This is a genomic window from Streptomyces sp. NPDC006925 (assembly GCF_042869575.1).
Classification (GTDB): Bacteria; Actinomycetota; Actinomycetes; order Streptomycetales; family Streptomycetaceae; genus Streptomyces.
On the sequence record NZ_JBIAGB010000019.1, the window covers coordinates 23,114 to 41,539 of the forward strand.

Consider the following 18,426-nt stretch of genomic DNA (forward strand, 5'->3'; position numbering starts at 1 on the left):
CGCTGCCCGGCATCCCGGACGTGCGCCCCGGCGACGACCTGGTGCGGCTCCTGGTCGACGCGGCGGCCGCGCCCGGCGGGCGGGGGCTGGCGGACGGCGACGTGCTCGTCGTCACCTCGAAGATCGTGAGCAAGGCCGAGGGCCGCATCGTCCGGGCCGACGACCGCGAGGCCGCCATCGACGCGGAGACCGTGCGGGTCGTCGCGCGGCGCGGCCCGGCCCGGATCGTGGAGTCCCGGCACGGCTTCGTGATGGCCGCAGCAGGGGTCGACGCCTCCAACACCCCCAAGGGCACCGTGCTGCTGCTGCCCGAGGACCCGGACGCGACGGCCCGGCAACTGCGGGACGGGGTGCGGGAGGCGCTGGGGGTCACCGTCGGCGTCGTCGTCACCGACACCTTCGGGCGGCCCTGGCGCGAGGGCCAGACCGACGTGGCGATCGGCGCGGCCGGGGTGCGGGTCCTGGAGGACCTGCGCGGCGGCGTCGACATGTACGGCAACCTGCTGGGCGTGACCGTCACCGCCGTCGGCGACGAACTGGCGGGAGCGGGCGAACTGGTCAAGCGCAAGGCGAGCGGGCTGCCGGTCGCGGTGGTGCGCGGACTGGCCCACCACGTGCGGCCCGCACCCGGCAGCGCGGAGACGGCCACCGGGTCCCCCGGGGCGCCCGAGGCACCCGAGGCACCCGAGGCACCCGAGGAGGAGGCGACAGCCCGGGCGCTGGTGCGCGACGCCGCCGCCGACATGTTCCGGCTGGGCACCTCGGAGGCCGTGCGCGAGGCGGTGACGCTGCGCCGCACCGTACGGGAGTTCACCGCGGAGCCGGTGGACGGGCAGGCCGTGCGGCGCGCGGTCGCCGCCGCCGTGACCGCACCGGCTCCGCACCACACCACGCCGTGGCGGTTCGTGCTGCTGGAGAGCGCCGAGTCACGGATCCGGCTGCTGGACGCCATGCGGGACGCCTGGGTCGCCGACCTGCGCGGCGACGAGAAGAGCGAGCAGAGCATCGCCAAGCGCGTCAAACGCGGCGACGTGCTGCGCAACGCGCCCTGCCTGGCCGTGCCCTGCCTGGTGATGGACGGCTCGCACACCTACCCGGACGCGCGGCGGAACGCCGCCGAGCGGGAGATGTTCGTCGTCGCGACGGGCGCCGGCATCCAGAACTTCCTCGTCGCACTGGCCGGGGAGCGGCTGGGGTCCGCGTGGATCTCCTCCACGATGTTCTGCCGGGACGTGGTGCGCGAGGTGCTGGACCTGCCCGAGGGGTGGGACCCGATGGGCGCGGTCGCCATCGGCCATCCGGCGGCGCCGCCCCGGGAGCGCCCGCCGCGCTCCGTGGCCGACTTCGTCGTCGAGCGGTGACCTCCCGCTGAGGACCGTGCCGTGCGACGCCGCCGCCTGCGGTGTCGCCGGTACCGCTGCGCCCGCGCCCCCTACAGCGGCGCTATGTTCCCCACCGGGAAACGGGGAGCGCGGCGCGGCATCCGCGGGCCGCCCAGCAGGATGAGCCGGCTGGCGCGGTGCCGCTGCCCCTCGTAGGGAGCCAGGAGTTCCAGCATGCCGTCGTCGTCGGTGCCGCGGGCACCGGTGAGGGCATAGCCGATCTGACCCGGCAGGTGCAGGTCCCCGACCGTGACGGCGTCCGGTTCCCCGTTCGAGCGCTGCAGGACCTCGGCGGCCGTCCAGGGGCCGATGCCCGGAATGGCCTGGAGCCGGGCCAGTGCCGCGTCCAGACCCAGGTGGGCCGCCTCCTCCATCCGGCCGGCCCGCTGGAGGGCGCGCAGCACGGCGGCGGAGCGCTTCTGGTCGACCCCGGCGCGGTGCCACTCCCAGGAGGGGATGCGCAGCCAGTCGCGCGGATGGGGCATCACCCACAGGTGTGGATGCGGACCCGGGGCACGCTCGCCGAATCTGCGGACCAGCAGCCGCCAGGCGCGGTACGCCTCCTCGGCGGTGACCTTCTGCTCCAGCACGGAGGGGATCAGGGACTCCAGCACCCGCCCCGTGCGGACGAGCCGCAGTCCGGGGTGGCGCCGGTGTGCCTCCCGGGCGATGTCGTGGTGCGGGACGAAGGCGGCCGGGTCGTCCTCGGCGCCGAGCAGCGCGGGCAGCCCGTCCAGCAGCCACCCGGCCCCCGGCCCCCACGCCTCGGCGCACACGGTGCCGTCGGCGGCCTCCCGCTGTTGGGACAGCCGCAGCGCCGCGGGACCGTCGGGGGTGCGGGTGCCGCGCCAGATCGCACCGTCCTCGGTGCGGTACGTCGGGTCGTACGGACCTCGGCGCAGCACGCGCAGGCTGCCGTGCAGGTCGTACGGGCCCGGCGGGGTCCAGGAGCGGGTGAGTGACACGGGCAGCAAGACTACGGCCCGGCACCGACAGCCCGACCGGGCGGCGGCCCCACGGGCGACGGCCCGACCGGCGGGCTGCCCGGCCCAGGAGCGCCGGAACGAGGCCCGGGAGCGCCGGAAAGGACCGCGGCTACTGGTCCGAGGAGAAGCGCACCGCCCCGGCCGGTATCCGGGCGTCGCACCACACCCGGATGCCGCCGCGCAGTTCGTTGCCCTCGCCGACGACGGCTCCGTCACCGATGACCGCACCGTCCAGCACGGTGTCGGCGCCGATGCGGGCGCCCGCGCCGATCAGCGAGTCGCGGATCCGGGCGCCGGGCGCCACCACCGCGCCGTCCAGCAGGGCGCTGCCGTCGATCCGGGCGCCGGAGCCGACCGCGGCCCCCGCTCCGGCGACGGTGCCACCGGTGAGCTTGGCGTCCTGCGCCACGTCGGCGCTCTCCAGGATCAGCCGCTCCCCGCACCGGCCCGGTACGGCGGGTGAGGGCGCGCGGCCCAGCACGAGGTCGGCGGAGCCGCGGACGAACGACTCGGGGGTGCCCAGGTCGAGCCAGTAGGTGGAGTCGACCATGCCGTGCAGCGTCGCCCCGGCGGACAGCAGCCCGGGGAAGGTCTCGCGCTCCACCGAGACGGGGCGTCCCGCGGGGATGGTGTCGATGACCGAGCGGGTGAACACGTAGGCGCCCGCGTTGATCTGGTCGGTGACGATCTCCTCGGGCGTCTGCGGCTTCTCCAGGAAGGCCGTCACGCGTCCCGAGCCGTCCGTGGGGACGAGCCCGAAGGCCCGCGGGTCGGTCACCCGGGTCAGGTGCAGCGAGACGTCGGCCGCGGACCGGGAGTGCTCGTCGACCAGGGCCCGGATGTCGAGGCCGGAGAGGATGTCGCCGTTGAAGACGAGTACCGGCTCGTCGGGGCCCGAGTGCAGCCGGGAGGCGACGTTGCGGATGGCGCCGCCGGTGCCCAGCGGCTCCTCCTCGGTGACGTACTCCAGGTGCAGGCCCAGTTGGGATCCGTCGCCGAAGTACGGCTCGAAGACCTCGGCGAGGTAGGAGGTGGCCATCACCACGTGGTCGACGCCCGCGGCGCGGGCCCGGGCCAACTGGTGGCTGAGGAAGGGCACACCCGCGGCGGGGACCATGGGCTTGGGGGTGTTCACCGTGAGCGGACGCAGCCGGGTGCCCTTGCCCCCGACCAGAAGGATCGCTTCTGTCACCTGTTGTCTCTGCTTCCTGCCGGGGTCCGCCGACCGCCCTTCGGATGGCCGGCGGACAGTCTATGCAGACGCGTGCGGACGCGTGGGCGGCCCGGTACGACCGTCCCCGGCAGACGCGACCGGGGGCCCGGCGGTTGCTCCGCCCCCGCGAAACCACCGCGGGCCGACGCCCCGGCGGACCAGCGGACCGGTGCCGAGTCAGCGGCCCTGCAGCCGGGCCGCCGCGCTGCGGACGGCGCCGAGCTTCGCGTACAGCCGGTCGCCGGGACACTCGGTGACGAACCCGTCCCGGTGCCCGGAAACGGTGTGGAAGTGGATCTTCCGCCCCTTCTTGAACTTGCCGCCGCCGGACGTCAGCCAGGTCTTGCCGGCCGGGTCGGCGCCGAAGAGTCCCAGCTTCCACGCGGTGAGCCGGGCGAGCGCGTCCACGGCGCGCTCGGAGGGTTCCTGCTTGCCGTAGGAGCCGAGGACCGCGATGCCCGTGCTGTCGGTGTTGAAACCGTAAGTATGGGCTCCCATCACCGGCTTGGCCACGCCTCCGGCCCGCCCCTCGTAGATGGTTCCGCACTTGTCCACGAGGAAGTTGTAGCCGATGTCCCGCCATTTGCTGCTCTTGACGTGGTAGCGGTACATCGCACGAATCATGGAGGGCGCCTGGTCGCACGCGTAGTCGTTGGTCATGGCCGTGTGGTGCACGAAGGCGGCCTTGACGGTGTCGGTGTAGCGGAACTCCGCCTCCCGCAGCTTCTCGTCGGCGCCCCAGCCCGCGCGGGTCACGATGCGCGGGCGGGGCCCGGCGAACGACCCGGCTTCCGGGTACTGGGAGCGGGTCGCCTCCCGGGAGAGGGCGGGCAGCACCCCGCCGTCGGCGCCCTCGGCGGAGTCCGCCTCCGCGGGCTCCGCACCCGCGGCACCGCTTCCGGCCCCCTCCGCCGCCGCACCTGCCGCCGCGCTGTCCCGCTGACCGCCCGCGGGCTCCTCCGCCGGGCCGGGGGCCGCGGACTGACCGGAGGCCGCGGACTGGTCCGGCTGCCTGTCCTGGTCCGGGCTGTCCGGGCTCGTGTCGGGGCCCGGGTCGACCAGTTCCAGGCGGAGCCCGTCGGGCAGCGACCCGCCGTGCTCCGTGCGCTCCGGCAGCACCCGGGCCTCCACGCCGTCGGAGGAGCCGACCCACAGCGGAGCCGTGGCGCCGCGGGCCGGTCCGCGGGCGCCGCCTCGCCGGGCGTCGACGGGATGGTTCTCCAGGTGCCGCCACGCCGACCAGTGTCCGGAGTCCGCGTCGCGGGTGCGGACTTGCACACGCCCGCGCAGCGGGGTGCCGGCTCCGTCCCAGACCACACCCAGGAGGGAGTACGGGCGGACGGTGCGGGCAGGGACCCGCACCCCGGCTTCGGGTGATTCCGCCGCGCGGGTGCCGGACTCTCCCTCGGGAGCCCCGTCGAAGGAGAGCGACTGGGTGCGGCCCGGGACCGCGGATCCGGCGGCGGCGGAGGACTCGGAGGCCGCGGAGGACTCGGAGGCCGCGGAGGCCGCGGAGGACTCGGAGGCGGCGGGGGACTCGGGCGCCTTGGAGGACGAGGACGGGAACGCCGGAGACGCCGGGGACGCCGCCGCTGCCGTGGCGAGAGGGGTGAGGGGGGCGAGGGGCAGCAGCAGCGCGGCCGCACTCACGACTCCGACCGTTTGAACACGATTCGCACGCATACTTCAGATCATGGACATATATGATCATTGCCGTCTATTGACGCACCGCCAGTTGGGCGCCCGCGTACGCTTGCAGGAATGAACGCCTCCGACCGCACCCCCGCCGACCTGCTGCGGACCGCCCTCTCCGCAGACCCGGCACGCCCCCTGCTGACCTACTACGACGACGCCACGGGCGAGCGCGTCGAGCTCTCGGTGGCGACGTTCGCCAACTGGGTGGCCAAGACCGCGAACCTGCTCCAGGACGAGTTCTCGGCCGAACCCGGGGACCGGCTTGCGCTGCTGCTCCCGGCGCACTGGCAGACGGCGGTCTGGCTGCTGGCCTGTTCCTCGGTGGGAGTCGTGGCCGACCTCGGCGGCGACGCCGCCCGCGCCGACCTGGTGGTGACGGGACCGGACACCCTGGAGGCGGCCCGCGGCTGCTCCGGGGAGCGGGTGGCGCTCAGCCTGCGCCCCATGGGCGGGCGCTTCCCCCAGCTGCCGGAGGGGTTCGCCGACTACGCGGTGGAGGTGCCGGGCCAGGGCGACCACTTCGCCCCGTACGCACCCGTGGACGCGGACGCCGCGAGCCTGGCGCTGCCCGACGGCGGCGAGCTGACGGGCGCGCAGGTCGTGGAGCGCGCCCGGGCCGACGCCGCCGCGCGGGGACTGGAGCCCGGCGCCCGGCTGCTGTCCGCGCTGCCGTGGGACGGCTGGGACGGACTCAGCGCGGGGCTGCTGGCACCGCTGGCCGTGGGCGGATCGGTGGTGCTCGCACCCCGCGCCGGGCAGCTGGACGCCGCCGCCCGCCGGCAGCGCGCGGAAGACGAGCGGGTGACGCACACCGCCGACTGAGCACCCGGCCCGGCCCCTCCCGGGACACCTGAGCCGGATGGTCCGTACAACCTTGCGAGTGATTCGAGCGTCTGTCTTCATGACCGGCGCACCCCTGCGGGTGTACGCCTTGTACTCCGCGTGCGCCGGTGTCGCCGCCACCCGAGGGATGAACACTCGTGACCGATCCGGGCACCACCGATGCCGATTCCGGCGCGTCCAGTACGGCTTCCATCCGGACGCGCCGGCGTCGCTGGCCCCGCTGGGCAGCGCTGGGCGCCGCAGTGCTCGTCCTGGCCTCCGCGGCGACCAGCTGGTCCCTCTATCGGAAGCTGGACGGCAACATCCGCACCGACGCGGGTACCGCGCAGGCACTGGCGCCCTACGAGAAGGAGCGGCCCACTCCGGTGCGCGGCACCCAGGAGGCGCGCAACATCCTCGTCCTCGGCTCGGACAACCGCGGCGACGGCAACGGCGCCTACGGGCACGACGAGGGCAGCCAGCGCTCGGACACCGCGATCCTGCTGCACATAGCCGCCGACGGGCGCGGCGCGACGGGGATGTCGATACCGCGGGACCTGATGGTGGACATCCCCGACTGCCGGAAGCCGGACGGCTCCACCACCGCCCCGCAGTTCGCACAGTTCAACTGGGCGTTCCAGCGGGGCGGCGCGGCCTGCACCATCCGCACGGTGGAGAAGCTGACCGGCATCCGCGTCGACCACCACCTGGTCGTGGACTTCAACGGCTTCAAGAAGCTGGTGGACGCGGTGGACGGGGTGGAGGTCTGCCTGGCGGAGCCGGTGCACGACCGGGAGGCGAAGCTCGATCTGCCCGCCGGGCGGCAGACCCTCGACGGGGAGGACGCGCTCGGCTACGTCCGCGCCCGGCACGGTCTGGGAAACGGCAGCGACACCCAGCGCATCGAACGCCAGCAACGATTTCTGGGATCTCTGGTGAAGAAGGTGCGCAGCAAAGGAGTTCTGTTGAACCCCACGCGCGCCTATCCCGTACTGGATGCCGCGACCTCGTCGCTGACCGCGGATTCCGGCCTTGATTCCCTCTCCGAACTGTACGAACTGGTGCGGAGCGTACGCGATATCCCGGAAGACCACATCCGTTTCCTTACGGTGCCCCGGCAGTCGTACAAACTGGACATCAATCGGGATGAGCTGGTACAGCCCGCCGCCGACGAGCTCTTCACCAAGCTGCGCGAGGACAGCCCGGTGGCCGTCGGAGGAGGCGGAACGGAGAAGAAGGACGGAAAGGAGAAGGCGGGCGGGTCGTACCGCGGGACGACGGCGGACCTGGACATCTGCGCGAACACAGCACGCTGAGATTGAGGCGAATTGACCGTTTCCGGCTGCACAGAACTTGTCACCGCCGTCGCTGGCCGCGGAACCTGCCGGATAGTGTGAGCGCTCCGGTCGGCCCCGGGGCGGCATCAGCAGCCGGTTCTATGGAGGACTTACGCAATCGTGGACGCGCAAGGCCGTGGGCACGCGGGGAATGTCGATCCCGCGGATCAGTGGGTGTTCAACCCGGACACCGGCAGCTACGAACTGCGACTGAACCCCGACGCCGACGACTCTCCCCGTCGGCCCGGTTCCCGCCGCACTTCCGCACCGCGCCAGAGAAGCGCCTCCCCGGACGAGAGCACGGACACGCCCGCCGACCACGGAAGGCGGTCCGAGGGCTCCGGTGGGGACCGCCCGCGCTCCCGTACGGGTGAGGGCGGCGACGGCACCGGGTCCCGCTCCGCGCGGCGGGCCGAGGCACGGCTGCCCGCCCAGCGCCGGGCCCGCGCCTCCGAGCGGGCCGGTTCCGGCGAGGCACCGGGCAAGGGCGGCGGCCGGGGGCGCCGGAAGGCCAAGCGTCAGCTCTCCCGGAAGCAGAAGGTGCTGCGCATCGGCGGCGGCACGATCGGCCTCCTGATGGTCGCGGGCTGCGTCGGCGGCGTCGTCTGGTACCAGCGGCTCAACGGCAACATCAACAAGGTCGATGTCGGCCGGAACAACCCCGCGGTGAAGGACGGCCCGGTCAACATCCTGGTGATCGGCACCGACGCCCGCGAGGGCAAGGGCAACACGGGCTACGGCGATGCGGGAAGCGTCGGCCACGCCGACACCACCTTCCTCTTCCATGTGTCCGAGGACCGCTCCAACGCCACCGCGCTGTCCATCCCGCGCGACATGATCACTGACATCCCGGACTGCAAGACCAAGGAGGAGAACGGTTCCACCAAGGTCATCCGGGGGGACCAGAACGTCCGCTTCAACACCAGCCTCGGCCAGAAGGACAGGGACCCGACCTGCACCTGGAACACGGTCGAGGAATTGGTCGGGGTGAAGATCGACCACTTCATGATGGCCGACTTCAACGCCGTCAAGGAGCTCTCGACGGCGGTCGGCGGCGTCGAGGTCTGCACCAAGAAGGCGATAAACGACCCCAAGTCGCATCTGAAGCTGAAGGCGGGCAAGCACACCGTCCAGGGCGAGCAGGCGCTCGCGTTCGTACGGACCCGGCACGCGGTGGGCTTCGGCAGTGACCTGGACCGGATCAAGCTGCAGCAGCAGTTCCTCAGCTCGATGATCCGCAAGATGAAGTCCGGGGGCACCCTCAGCAGCCCCTCCAAGCTGTTCAAGCTGAGCGACGCCGCGACCAAGGCCCTGACCGTGGACCTCGGCATCGGCAGCGTCAAGAAGCTGATGGACCTGGCGAACGACCTCAAGCGGGTCGACATCAAGAACATCACCTTCGCCACGGTCCCGGTCGTCGACAACCCGAACGACAAGGCCACCGTCCTCCTGAACCAGGGCAAGGCCGACCCCCTGTTCAAGATGGTCCAGGAGGACAAATCCCTGACCGGGAAGAACAAGAAGAAGAAGTCGGCGAAGCCGAAGGTGGAGAAGGCCCCGGCGTCCGAGGTCGACGTCTCCGTGCTCAACGGCGGCGGCCCCTCGGGGGCGGCGGCCGGGACGGTGGAGTGGCTGGTGAACAAGGGCGCGGGCAAGGCGGTCTCCGGCGGCAACGCACCGCAGCAGCTCTCCAGGACGCGGCTGGAATTCGCCCCCTCCCAGGAGGGCGCGGCCGCCAGGCTGGCCGACATGCTGAAGCTGCCGGCCTCGGCCCTGAAGAAGACCGAGGGAGCGGGTCCCAGCATGAAGCTGACCCTCGGCAAGGACTTCACCGCCGCGGGCGAGTCGGTCGGGGCTCCCGACAAGGCACCGTCCGGGGTCGACAAGGTCAACGCCAACGACAAGAACGTGTGCGCGAAATGACGCAGACCGCTCCGGCACGTCCCACCGGACGCCCGGGGGCAGCACGACATGAACACCCCCGGGAGGTCCCGTGCGGCACCACGACACCGACGGCGGCGGAGAGACGCAGCGCGGCGCTCCCACCGCCGCCGACCGCGGTTGGGACGAGAGCCTGTACGGAGAGCACCCGGCGGAGCCCGGCTCCCGTGGCGGGCACGCCTCCGCCGCCGTATCCGCACCCGGTGCCGCACCCGCGTCCGGTGCCGGCGGCGGAGGGAGCGGACCGGACGGCGGCGGCGCCTCCGGAGCGGGTGGCGAGGGTCCGGCGGTGAACGGCGCCCCGCGGCGGAGCCGCGGCCGCCGCGTGCTGCGCTGGTCCGCGGCCGTCCTCTCGGTGCTCATACTCGCGACCGCGGCAGCGGGCTACTTCTACTACCAGCACCTCAACGGCAACCTGAGCAAGGACGACCTCAACCTCGGGGACAACAAGCTCCACCACTCGGACCCGAACGCCGCGGGGCAGACCCCGCTGAACATCCTGCTGCTGGGCTCCGACTCGCGGGCCTCCGAGGAGAACGTCCGGCTCGGCGGCTCCCGCGCCGACCGCGACCGGCCGCCGCTGGCGGACGTGCAGATGCTGCTGCACGTCTCCGCGGACCGCAGCAACATGTCCGTCGTCTCCGTACCGCGGGACACCAGGACGACGATTCCCAAGTGCACCGACCCGGACGACGGGAAGGTCTATCCGACGACCACGGACAAGATCAACACCAGCCTCCAGCACGGCGGCCCCGGGTGCACCGTGGCGACCTGGGAAGAGATGACCGGCATCCCGGTCGACCACTTCATGATGATCGACTTCTCGGGTGTGGTCTCCATGGCCGACGCGGTCGGCGGCGTCCCGGTCTGCGTCAAGGAGAACGTGCACGACCCGAAGTCGAAGCTGAAGCTGGAGAAGGGCACCTCGGTCATCAAGGGCGAGCAGGCGCTGAGCTGGCTGCGGACCCGGCACGGCTTCGGCGACGGCACGGACATAGGGCGTGCCAAGGCCCAGCACATGTACATGAACGCGATGGTGCGCCAGCTCAAGGCCGGGACGAAGCTGAGCGACCCGGGCAAGCTGCGCGGCCTGGCGGAGTCCGCCACCAAGGCGCTCACCGTCGACAAGGGGATCGGCACGGTCAAGAAGCTCTACGACCTGGGCAACGACCTCAAGCAGGTGCCGACCAAGCGGATCACCATGGCCACCATGCCGTGGGAGTACGGCGGCGGCGGCAGCTACGTCGTCCCGAAGAAGGACGACGCGGACCAGGTCTTCTCCCTCGTACGCAACGATGTGGCGCTCGACGGCAAGGACAAGAAGAAGGCGGAGGCCAGCAGGTCCGCGCAGCCGACCGAACCGTCCCAGCCGAAGGCCGACATCCCGGTCAGTGTGATGAACGGGACCGGCACCTCACTCCAGCGGCCGGTCACCGGCCGGGCGGGCCAGGTCGCGCAGACCCTGACCCGCGAGGGCTTCGGCAAGGCCGCGGCCGACCCGACGCCCCAGTCGCGGGCCGACACCACCATTCGCTACCCGCGCGAGGAGCTGCGCGGCGACGCGCTGGCCGTCGCCGAGGCGCTCGGTATCCCCGAGCGGCTGGTGAAGCACTCCACCGGCGTGCAGCAGGTCACCCTCGTGATCGGCGCCGACTGGCGGGAGGGCGCGAGCTACCCGGAGAGCGACGGCGGCGGAGACGCGGACAAGGGCCACCACAAGGCGCCCGAGAGCGCGGACGCGCTGCGGGGCGACGACAAGAAGGCGTGCATGGACGTCAACCCGAACTACACGTGGTGAGGCCCTGAACGTGGTGGGGTCCTGACACAGGACCGCGTGATGAGGACCTGACACCGCACGCCGGACGCCGGACGCCGGACACGAGTAAGGGGCGCCCTCCTGTGGAGGGCGCCCCTTACTGTGCGCTGGACGACCGGGCCGCGGCCGCTCGCGGCCCCGCTACCGCGTCGCCGGCACCGGCTCGCGGCGGCTGGCGATGACCTTGCGGGCCAGCTTCTTCGGGCTGGTCAGAAAGCCCCAGCCCCAGGACATGTGCATGGTGGCGAGCGCGACGGGGATCTGCGCACGCGCCGCGAGCGGGAGGCCCCGGCCCGCGGGCAGCGAACCGGCCGCTATGGCCGCCAGGTAGCCGCCGGGCACCACCAGCGCCCAGGGCGTGAGGGCGGCACCGGCCACCAGGCCCGCAGCGACGGCGCACAGGGCGACCGGCGGGGCCAGGTAGCGCAGGTTGATGGAGCCCGCGTGGTAGCGGGCGACGACATGCCGCCAGCGGCCGTAGTTGCGGTACTGCTTGGCCAGAGCGCGCACGCTGGGCCGGGGGCGGTAGGAGACCCGCAGCTCGGGCGAGAACCAGATCAGCCCGCCCGCGGAGCGGATGCGGAAGTTCAGCTCCCAGTCCTGGGCGCGGATGAACTCCTCGTTGTACCCGCCCTGCTGCTCCAGCACCTCGCGGCGGAAGACCCCCAGGTAGACCGTCTCCGCCTCGCCGGCGGCGCCACCGGTGTGGAAGGCGGCGTTGCCCACCCCGATCCTCGAGGTCATCGCGGCGGCGACGGCGTGCTCCCAGGCGTTCTCGCCCTCGGCGTGCATGATGCCGCCGACGTTGGCCGCACCGGTCTCCTCCAGCAGCCGCACGGCGGTGGCGATGTAGTCGGCGGAGAGCATGCCGTGCCCGTCGACCCGCACCACCACCGGATGCCGGGACGCCCCGATGGCGGCGTTCAGCCCCGCGGGGGTGCGGCCCGTGGGATTGGGCACCGTGCGTACGCGGGGGTCCTCGGCGACCAGCTCGGCGGCGATCTCGTCCGTGCGGTCCGTGGACGGGCCCAGCGCGATGATCACCTCCAGCTCACCCTCGTAGCGCTGCTCCAGGATGTGCCGCACAGAGCTGCGCAGGTGCCGTTCCTCGTCGAGTACCGGCATGATCACGGAAACGGGGGGCGGGGCTTCGTCCGCGGAAGGACGTCGGTTCTCGCGAGTCACGGCGCTCACGTTACCGCGATCGGGCGAACGGTCCGTACGCATGCGCCCCGCGGAAGGCGGCTCCCGGAACGGGACGGCGTGTACGCACGATCCGGAGATCGTACCGGCATACAGTGTGGGAACTTCACGTCACCGTATTGTCACTCTAGGTATTGTTCCTGTTCTTCTCTCGCGGAAGGCGGCCACCCTTGCCTCGACGCGCCTCCTCCCCTCCTGGCAGTCCCCATGGAAGTCACGGCAGCACCAAGGGAACCCGCAAGAGTCCCGGCAGGAGCCGCCGCGGGGGCCGCCGCCGCCCGAGCTGGAGCCGTCCGGGCCCGCGCTGGGGCCTGCGGATCGCCACGGGCGCCTCCGTGCTGCTGCTGGCCGCCGGCGGGGTCGGCCACGCCATGGTGACCGGGCTGAGCGAGGACGTGCGCAGAGTCGACCCGTTCGACGACCTCGACACCGACAGCCGCCCCAAGGGCGACAACGGCGTCAACTTCCTCGTCGTCGGAACGGACCGGCGGGACGGGATCTCGGCGACCCAGAAGGAGCGGTACAACCTGGGCGGCTCGGCCTGCGACTGCACGGACACGATGCTGCTGGTGCATCTCTCCGGCGACCGGGACCGGGCCACCGTCGTCAGCCTCCCCCGCGACACCTACACCAAGCTCCCGCCGCACAAGGACCGCGCCACCGGCAAGCGGGTGGCCGCGCGGCCGGCCAAGCTGAACGCCGCCTACACCGCCGGCGGCGCCCCGCTGACCGTGCGGGCGGTGGAGAAGCTCACCGACGTGCACGTCGACCACTACCTGGAGGTCGACTTCACCAGCTTCATGAGCACGGTGGACGTCCTGGGCGGCGTTCCGGTCTGCACCACCGAGCCGCTCAAGGACAGCTACTCGGGGCTCGACCTGCCCAAGGGCACCACCAAGCTGAACGGCGGCCAGGCGCTGCAGTACGTCCGGGCGCGGCACCTGGACGGGGGCTCGGACCTGAGCCGGATGAAGCGGCAGCAGCACTTCCTCGCCTCGGTCATCTCCCGGGCCACGGACACCGGGGTCCTGATGAACCCCGTGCGCTTCAACACGGTGGCCGCCACCCTGCTGGAGTCGGTACGCGCCGACCCCGGATTCGGTACCGAGCAGATGATGGCGCTGGGCCGGGCGATGCGCGGCTTCAGCCTCGCCTCCTCGGAGTTCGCCTCGGTGCCGCTGTCCGACGTCGACCACCGGGTGCCCGGACTGGGCTCCACCGTCGAGTGGGATCGGTCCAGGGCCGCGAAGCTGTTCGCGGCGCTGCGCGCGGACCGGCCGCTCTCCGCACCGGCCGAACCCGACCCGGCGGCATCCGGTCCGGCGGCATCCGATGCGGACGCATCCGAGCGGGACGGCTCCGACGGCGGGGGCTCCGACCGGGACGGGGGACCGCGGGTCGAGGTGGCCCCGCGCGACGTCCGCGTCGAGGTCGCGAACGCCACGGGCCGCCGGGGACTCGGGGCGCGGATCGACCGGGAGCTGCGCGGCACCGGTTTCGCCACCACCGGCGCGCCCTCCAACGCCCGGCACGCCGAGCACGCCGAGCACGCCGAGCACGCCCGGACGACCATCGCCTACGACCCGCGCTGGGACCGCTCGGCGCGTTCCCTGGCCGCGGCGCTGCCGGGGGCGAAGCTGGTGAAGGACCCGCACCGCGGAGCGCGGATGAAGGTCACGGTCGGCGCCCCGGACCAGCGCGTGAGGCCCGTGCGCGCCCCGGCCGCGCACGGCACCCCGGACGAGGCTCCGATGCGCGGGGACGAGGCCGACTGCGGCTGAGCCCGCGGCCCGGGGTCGGTGCCCGCGCGCGTACCGGCGTCGGACTCAGTCCGGGGAGCGGCTGGCGCGCAGCTCCTTGATGGCGCGGCGGCGGGCCAGCCGGTGGGTCCGGCGGATCTGCGCCTCCTGGTAGCGGCGCCGGTCCTTCTCGGTCTCCGGGATCACCGGCGGCACGGAACGCGGCTTGCCGTCCTCGTCGATCGCCGCGAAGACGAGATACGCGGAGCCGACCTGGGTGGCGGGCGTCGACTCGTTCCAGCGCTCCGCCAGCACCCGCACACCGACCTCCATGGAGGTCCGTCCGACCCAGTTGACCTGGGCCTTCACATGGACGAGGTCGCCCACTCTGACCGGTTCCAGGAAGACCATCTCGTCCATGGAGGCGGTGACGGCCGGGCCCTCCGAGTGGCGCCCGGCCACGGCCCCGGCCGCGTCGTCGGCCAGCTTCATGATCACCCCACCGTGCACGGTCCCGAGCAGGTTGGTGTCACCCGCGGTCATGATGTGGGAGAGGGTGGTACGGGAGGCGGCCGTCGGCTTGCCGGGGAGCTCGCTGTGCGCCGTGTGCGCCTGGTGGGTCATGTGCACCACCTTATGCGCGCGGAGGAAGCCCCTCAGAAACCGGCATTCTGCATCAGAACTGCTACAGCCTCCCCCCGAAGTGGTACCCGGCCTGTGTTCCTCCCCCGGAGTGCAGGCACACTGCGGGACATGAATCAGTGGCCCGATGGTTGGACCGACAGCTCGCGGGGCCGGGAAGGTCGTGGCCGCGGCGCGCCCCGGCCCGACCCCACACGTGTCATGCCCCACACATCGGCCCCCGGCGTGCCCCCGCAGACCCGGGGCTCCGGGCAGGGCGGCCCCGGGTACGGCCCGGGCGGCCACGACGCGCGCTACGGACAACCGCAGGACGGCTACGACTCCGGCTACAGCGAGGGCCAGGTCTACGGCGGCGGCCGCGGCGGCGGCGACTACGACGGCCGCCCCCGCCCGGACTGGCGCCGTCGCACCAAGTGGACACTGCTCACCCTGGTCGTCGTCCTGCTGGTGTGGTCGGTCGGCACCTACTTCTGGGCGGACTCCAAGCTGCGCCGCGAGGTGGACCTCAGCATCGTCGAGGACCGCCCCGACGCGGGCGACGGGACCAACTATCTGATCGTCGGCTCGGACAGCCGCGAGGGCATGAGCGACGAGGAGCGGCAGAACCTGCACACCGGCGGGCCCACCGACGGTGGCCGCACCGACTCGATCATGATCCTGCACGTCGGCAGCAACGGGAACACCATGATCTCGCTGCCCCGCGACTCGAACGTCGAGGTGCCCTCCTACACCGGCTCCGAATCCGGCAAGAAGTACCCGGCCCAGCACCGCCACACGAAGATCAACGCGACCTACGCCGAGGACGGCCCCACGCTCCTCGTCCGGACCGTCGAGCACAACACCGGGCTGCGGATCGACCACTACGCGGAAATCGGCTTCGGCGGCTTCGCCAAGATCGTGGACGCGGTCGGCGGCGTGGAGATGGACATCCCCCGCGACATCAAGGACAAGAAGTCCGGCGCCGACTTCGAGAAGGGCAAGCAGACCCTCGACGGCCGGGAGGCGCTCGCCTTCGTCCGCACCCGGTACGCGCTGCCCGGCAGCGACCTGGACCGCACCAAGAACCAGCAGAAGTTCCTCGCCGCGCTGGCGAACCAGGCCGCGACCCCCGGCACCGTGCTCAACCCGTTCAAGCTCTACCCGACGATGGGCGCGGGTCTGGACACCCTCAAGGTGGACAAGGACATGAGCCTGTGGAACGTCGCCTCGATGTTCTGGGCGATGAAGGGCGTCTCCGGCGGCGAGGGCACCTCCATGAACATGCCGATCTCCGGTTCGACGCCGAACGGCAATCTGCAGTGGGACGAGGCCAAGGTCAAGAAGCTCGTCGGCCAGCTCAACAACGACGAGAAGGTGACGGTGACCTCCGACCGCTGAGACACACCCCCTGAGGTGGTCGCCGAGGCGGCCACCCCCGCGGCACGCAGGACGGCCAGGCTCCCGGCAGGGGGCCTGGCCGCGGTCGTTCCGCACCACGCGGGGCGGGCTCCCACTCGACGGACGGCTCAGTGCTCGCCCACCCGACCGCTCAGTGCTGGCCCACCCAGCCGCTCAGTGGTCGCACAGGCACAGGCAGAAGGGGTGCCCCGCCGGGTCGAGGTAGACGCGGAAATCCCGAGCGCCGTCCGCGTCTCCCTGGATGAGCCGGGCGCCCAGCGCCAGCACCTCCCGCTCGGCTTCCTCCAGGTGGGCCCGCGGCACGTCCAGGTCGAGGTGGAGCTGCTGGGAGTGCTCCCCGCTCGGCCACTGCGGCGGGACGAATCCGGACGCCTCCTGGAACGCCAGCCGCCTGCGGCCGTCGGTGTCCAGCACCTCGGCCCACGTGCTGTCGCCGCCCGGATCCACCTTCCAGCCCAGCATCCGGGCGTAGAAGTCCGCCAGGCGCAGGGGGTCGGGGCAGTCGAGTACGACTACGCCCATCGTGGGGATGGCCATCGTGATTCCTCATCTCCGCTGTTCGGCGACCGCCGCCTCGACCGCCGCCCGCCGTTACTGCCAGAAGGCTGCATGGGGTAACAGCCTGGGTTACCCCATGATGGATGAAGACCGGTAACGTCACAAGAGTGGGAGACAGAGAAGCGCCGGAGCCCCTCCGTCTGGTGCAGGAGTTGGTGAACACCCTCGACATCGAATCCGGCACCGACGAGCTGGCCTCCCCGGCGGACCTGGCCCGGTTCGCCGACGACCACGGGCTGGCGCGGTACCGCCTCGGCCCGGCCGACCTGGCGGAGCTGCGCGAGCTCCGGGAGGCGCTGCGCGCGGCCTGTACGGCCCACACGGGCGCGGCGATCCCGCCGGAGGCGGCCGAATCCCTGGAGCGGCTGCTGAGCGCGGCCCCGCTCGCGCTGCGGCTCGGCTCCCGCGGTGAGGCCGCGCTGCACCCCGTATCCGGCCTCACGGGCCTTCCCGCCCTCACCGCTCACCTGGCCGCCCGGATCGCCACCGCGGCGGGCGAGGGCACCTGGCAGCGGCTGAAGGCGTGCGAGGCGCACGACTGCCGCTGGGCCTACTACGACCGCAGCCCCGCCGGCCGCAGCCGCTGGTGCAGCATGGCCGTCTGCGGGAGCCGCGCCAAGATGCGCACCTACCGCGCCCGGCGCAGCTCCTAGTGCGGTGACCGCGTCGGTTCACCGGCTCGGGCCGGAGGGCTTGGGCCCGCCGTGGCTTTACGCCGTCCGGTCCCGTCCCTTCTGCGGCCGGGGTGCCCACCGGGGCATGGGCTGGCTAAATGCAAGAGCGACCCCGGCACGCGGTGGTGCGGTCAGGCAAGGAGGACGGGTATGGCAGGTGTGCGTGTCAACGGCGTCGGCCTCTTCTACGAGACGGTCGGCACCGGCGATCCGCTGGTGCTGGTACACGGCTCGTGGGCTGATCACCGCAGCTGGGAACAGGTCCTGCCGGACCTGGCCCAGGAGTACCGGGTGCTCGTCTACGACCGGCGCGGCCACAGCCGGAGCGAGCGCCCGGCGAGGCAGGGCTCCCGCACCGAGGACGAGGACGACCTGGGCGCGCTGATGGACGAGCTGGGATTCGGGCCGGCGTATGTCGCGGGAAACTCCTTCGGCGCCTCGATCGCCCTGGGGCTGGCCACCCGACGCCCTGAACTCTTCCGGGGCCTCATCGCCCACGAGCCGCCGCTGGCGGGCATTGTCACCGGAGAACCCGAACTCCGGCCGCTCATGGACGCCACCGACCAGAAGATCGGCTCTGTCCTCGCCCACTTGCGCGCGGGTGAGACGCAGGCCGGTGCCCGCCTGTTCGTCGAAGAGGTCGCCCTCGGACCCGGCGCCTGGGAGCAGCTCCCGGAACAGGTGCGTGAGACCTTTCTGCGCAATGCGCCCACCTTCCTCGACGAGCAGAAGGATCCCGGCTGGGCGGCGCTGGACCTCACGGCCCTCTCGCAGTTCACCGGGCCCGCACTGGTGACAGGGGGCACGGCGAGCCCGCCCTGGTTCGCCACGGTCACCGCCCGGATCGCCGACGCCTTGCCGCAGGCGCAGGTGCACACCTTCGAAGGGGCTGGGCACATCCCTCACGTGACCCACCCGAGGGACTATGTGGATGCGGTGACCCGTTTCCTCAGGACAGCGGACGGCCGACCGTAGCCCACGGAGGGCCAGTGCCGTGGCGTACGGGTTCGCCGGGTCGGC

Annotated in this window: 15 protein-coding genes; 9 read left to right on the forward strand and 6 right to left on the reverse strand. The window is 72.4% G+C overall.

Translation table 11 applies throughout. The features are described from left to right. The first annotated feature begins 20 nt into the window (after positions 1 to 20). Positions 21 to 1,361 (forward strand): coenzyme F420-0:L-glutamate ligase, encoded by a 1,341-nt coding sequence (locus tag ACFYNS_RS23165; RefSeq protein ID WP_388604946.1) that lies wholly within the window; start codon positions 21 to 23, stop codon positions 1,359 to 1,361. Positions 1,362 to 1,432: 71 nt separating this feature from the next. On the opposite strand, the gene ACFYNS_RS23170 is transcribed toward ACFYNS_RS23165, so the two are convergent. From ACFYNS_RS23170 to ACFYNS_RS23180, 3 genes are all read right to left on the reverse strand, one after another. After that, the gene (locus tag ACFYNS_RS23170; RefSeq protein ID WP_360291163.1) at positions 1,433 to 2,347 is read right to left on the reverse strand and encodes a DNA-3-methyladenine glycosylase 2 family protein; all 915 of its coding nucleotides are present in this window, start codon (positions 2,345 to 2,347) and stop codon (positions 1,433 to 1,435) included. Positions 2,348 to 2,477: 130 nt separating this feature from the next. Then, entirely contained in the window at positions 2,478 to 3,560 is a 1,083-nt protein-coding gene (locus tag ACFYNS_RS23175; RefSeq protein WP_360291160.1) for an NDP-sugar synthase, read from the reverse strand. A gap of 198 nt (positions 3,561 to 3,758) precedes the next feature. After that, positions 3,759 to 5,231: a peptidoglycan recognition protein gene (locus ACFYNS_RS23180; protein WP_360291157.1), complete on the reverse strand. Its 1,473-nt coding sequence runs from the start codon at positions 5,229 to 5,231 to the stop codon at positions 3,759 to 3,761. Positions 5,232 to 5,342: 111 nt separating this feature from the next. Here ACFYNS_RS23180 and ACFYNS_RS23185 point away from each other — a divergent pair, with 111 nt between their 5' ends. The 4 genes from ACFYNS_RS23185 (at position 5,343) to ACFYNS_RS23200 (ending at position 11,174) form a co-directional block, all read left to right on the forward strand. Beyond that, complete coding sequence (locus ACFYNS_RS23185) at positions 5,343 to 6,098, forward strand: TIGR03089 family protein (protein ID WP_388604859.1); 756 nt, start codon at positions 5,343 to 5,345, stop codon at positions 6,096 to 6,098. Positions 6,099 to 6,256: 158 nt separating this feature from the next. Next, positions 6,257 to 7,414 carry an LCP family protein gene (locus ACFYNS_RS23190; protein ID WP_388604861.1) on the forward strand — a complete coding sequence of 386 codons (1,158 nt, stop codon included), beginning with the start codon at positions 6,257 to 6,259 and terminating at the stop codon, positions 7,412 to 7,414. A 141-nt stretch (positions 7,415 to 7,555) separates the two neighbouring features. Next, entirely contained in the window at positions 7,556 to 9,358 is a 1,803-nt protein-coding gene (locus ACFYNS_RS23195; protein ID WP_360291149.1) for an LCP family protein, read from the forward strand. Between the two features lie 70 nt (positions 9,359 to 9,428). Beyond that, positions 9,429 to 11,174 (forward strand): LCP family protein, encoded by a 1,746-nt coding sequence (locus ACFYNS_RS23200; RefSeq protein ID WP_388604863.1) that lies wholly within the window; start codon positions 9,429 to 9,431, stop codon positions 11,172 to 11,174. A gap of 159 nt (positions 11,175 to 11,333) precedes the next feature. Here ACFYNS_RS23200 and ACFYNS_RS23205 read toward each other — a convergent pair whose 3' ends face one another. Beyond that, positions 11,334 to 12,377 carry a glycosyltransferase family 2 protein gene (locus ACFYNS_RS23205; protein ID WP_360291143.1) on the reverse strand — a complete coding sequence of 348 codons (1,044 nt, stop codon included), beginning with the start codon at positions 12,375 to 12,377 and terminating at the stop codon, positions 11,334 to 11,336. Positions 12,378 to 12,730: 353 nt separating this feature from the next. Here ACFYNS_RS23205 and ACFYNS_RS23210 point away from each other — a divergent pair, with 353 nt between their 5' ends. Further along, the gene (locus tag ACFYNS_RS23210; protein WP_388604866.1) at positions 12,731 to 14,176 is read left to right on the forward strand and encodes an LCP family protein; all 1,446 of its coding nucleotides are present in this window, start codon (positions 12,731 to 12,733) and stop codon (positions 14,174 to 14,176) included. Between the two features lie 45 nt (positions 14,177 to 14,221). On the opposite strand, the gene ACFYNS_RS23215 is transcribed toward ACFYNS_RS23210, so the two are convergent. Further along, positions 14,222 to 14,758, reverse strand: coding sequence for an acyl-CoA thioesterase (locus ACFYNS_RS23215; protein ID WP_360291140.1), 537 nt, complete (start codon positions 14,756 to 14,758; stop codon positions 14,222 to 14,224). A 129-nt stretch (positions 14,759 to 14,887) separates the two neighbouring features. On the opposite strand from ACFYNS_RS23215, the gene ACFYNS_RS23220 reads away from it, so the two are divergent. Next, positions 14,888 to 16,153 (forward strand): LCP family protein, encoded by a 1,266-nt coding sequence (locus ACFYNS_RS23220; protein WP_360291138.1) that lies wholly within the window; start codon positions 14,888 to 14,890, stop codon positions 16,151 to 16,153. A 174-nt stretch (positions 16,154 to 16,327) separates the two neighbouring features. Here the strand turns inward: ACFYNS_RS23220 and ACFYNS_RS23225 are convergent, their stop codons facing one another. Then, complete coding sequence (locus ACFYNS_RS23225; RefSeq protein WP_360291135.1) at positions 16,328 to 16,711, reverse strand: VOC family protein; 384 nt, start codon at positions 16,709 to 16,711, stop codon at positions 16,328 to 16,330. 128 nt (positions 16,712 to 16,839) lie between these two features. Here ACFYNS_RS23225 and ACFYNS_RS23230 point away from each other — a divergent pair, with 128 nt between their 5' ends. Then, a complete protein-coding gene (locus tag ACFYNS_RS23230) occupies positions 16,840 to 17,385 on the forward strand; it encodes a CGNR zinc finger domain-containing protein (protein WP_388604869.1) in 546 nt (181 codons plus the stop codon). A gap of 171 nt (positions 17,386 to 17,556) precedes the next feature. Beyond that, the gene (locus ACFYNS_RS23235; protein WP_360291129.1) at positions 17,557 to 18,381 is read left to right on the forward strand and encodes an alpha/beta hydrolase; all 825 of its coding nucleotides are present in this window, start codon (positions 17,557 to 17,559) and stop codon (positions 18,379 to 18,381) included. Positions 18,382 to 18,426 lie beyond the last annotated feature (45 nt).